Source organism: Caballeronia terrestris (assembly GCF_001544515.1).
Lineage (GTDB): Bacteria > Pseudomonadota > Gammaproteobacteria > Burkholderiales > Burkholderiaceae > Caballeronia > Caballeronia terrestris.
On sequence record NZ_FCOL02000311.1, the window covers coordinates 1 to 2,019 of the forward strand.

Genomic DNA, 2,019 nt, shown 5'->3' on the forward strand with positions numbered 1-2,019 from the left:
GGGTAGGGCTGGTCAAAAAAGCCGTGCGGCAACCCGAGCGTGGTTTCCATGTGAAAGGCCGTCTCAGGCGTGAAGCGCTCGCCTTTCATCAGTTCAGCCACCCGATTCAGGGTCGAATCAAGTCCTAACGCAATATTCTCGGCGCCCACCGAGTCGACGAGAAATTGGAAAGATCGCGTTTTGAAGATGGAAGCAGTCTGCGCCGGTTCTTGAGCGGAAGGTTTCTTCACGTAAGGTTTGTCTTGCCGCCGGGGAGGCGATTTATTTACGTAGCTCGGTTGGCGCTGACCGCTGTCTCGGAATCGCGAGTGTCGCTCGCGCGCTTGACTCATGAGGTAGGCTCCCTGCCATATTTGAGACTGCAGTGCACAGATTATAGACGAGGCGGTGGCGATCTCAGATTCACTAAATGCGCGTTCGAAGTTTCCCTCGACCCTTAGTTTATAGGGCCCAGCACCGTGCTTCGATACCAGAGTGTATTGGCTACGAAGCGTGAATCGCCGTCCTTCGACAAAACCCTGACAGCAGATACGCTGAGGCGCCCAGTGGGTCACGGACCTCAAAGCGGCAGTGAACTACATCGCCAATTCCCCGACTCGTGAGAACGAAGTACGGCCCTGGATCCGAAACGTCGATGCCGACGCGTTCGTTGGTATCGGCGGGATTCAGCCGCCTAAAGGATGGACGCGAAGACCCGCAGTGTTCTGTCCAAAGTCATCCGCTTCGTCAAAAACTTTTTGCAAACGGATTGATAGGTTGGACGGTCTTGCGATCCTTGACGCGCTCCAGCATTTGGCATTTTCCCCAATCGGCAACGAGAGACTCCAATCCACGGACCACATTCGATTCCATTGCTTGTAGCCCAGCGTCGCCTTGAAAATTGGCACTGAAGGCGGAGTGGAAGCGATATTGGAAGTATGCCGACACCTCTTGAATGCGCTGTGAGGTATCGGAGTCTGTAAACATCACGGATGCAGGCGAAAACGGGTCGTAATAGATGACATGGGGATAGCTTGTTTGGGCCGCAACGCGAGGTTCATCACTGACGAGCAGCGAACCGAGCAACTGGACAGACCCCTTCATCCCCTTCGGGGTCTTGAAGACCCAGATGCGCTTTGGTAGTCGTTCTGCAAGCTGCAAAATCTTCGTGCTGCTGGAACCGAAGTAACCGACTTGGCCGTTCTTCAGGTCTTGTTCAAGCTTTTGCGAATAGTAGAAAATGTCCATTGAATGCCTGCATCTTCGATGCTTGGTTTATCCGTTGCTTTTTCAAGTTCCGATGTTACCAAAGCTTGCTTTCGTCGCATAAAAACGCCTTGGAGGGAGGCCGCCTACGCGGCGAGCCGGTGCTCGAAGTACGGCCTGTCCTTGTCATCAAGAATAGCGTGCAGCGCTCCTCGATTCGAGGCATCCGGCTTCAACCAAGCCTCGACGTTCTCCGGCTTAATTGGCACGATGCAACGGTCGTGACCTGCTGCGGCGATCTCTGGCGGCGGCTCATCGGTAATTGCCGCAAATGACAGCAGGTCTGATTCGCCCGGGGCGCTCCATCGCGACCACAGGCAGGCAACCCACATCAGCTGGCCGTTACTCGGACGAAATTCCAACACGACGTTTTCGTCTTTGTCGTGCGCTTCGAGTAACGTTCCCTCCCACTTCGCCTTGCTGACATTCTCGTAGAACACATCGACGAGCATCACACCATGCGTATGCCCAAACAATGGCTTCCAGAAGCCCTCAAGATTATCGCGACGGGCGTTGTAGGTGCCCGGAAATTTTACGTCATAGTTGGCTGGCTTGCCCGCAAGGCGACATTGGTAGCGCATCGGTCTGACGACGTACTGCCCGTCCTCGACGACGAGGACAGGGGCATAGTGACCCGGGAAGATGCGCGAGTCACGCGGTTCGGGCATCGTTCGATTGATGTCTTCCAAGCGTCGCAGCGAAGTTTCTATCTTATCGGTCGCGATGCGCTTGCTCTCAGTCGCAGCCTTGGTTGTCTTCGTTTGTAGGGTGCAC

2 protein-coding genes and 1 pseudogene are annotated in these 2,019 nt (G+C 54.9%); all 3 read right to left on the reverse strand.

The window, feature by feature from the left end:
• Positions 1-332: pseudogene (locus tag AWB67_RS36920) on the reverse strand (hypothetical protein); the annotation flags it as partial.
• Between the two features lie 394 nt (positions 333-726).
• The gene (locus AWB67_RS36925; protein WP_062642490.1) at positions 727-1,227 is read right to left on the reverse strand and encodes a hypothetical protein; all 501 of its coding nucleotides are present in this window, start codon (positions 1,225-1,227) and stop codon (positions 727-729) included.
• A 104-nt stretch (positions 1,228-1,331) separates the two neighbouring features.
• The coding region (locus AWB67_RS36930) for an SOS response-associated peptidase family protein (protein WP_087660755.1) at positions 1,332-2,019 on the reverse strand (688 nt) is incomplete at its 5' end.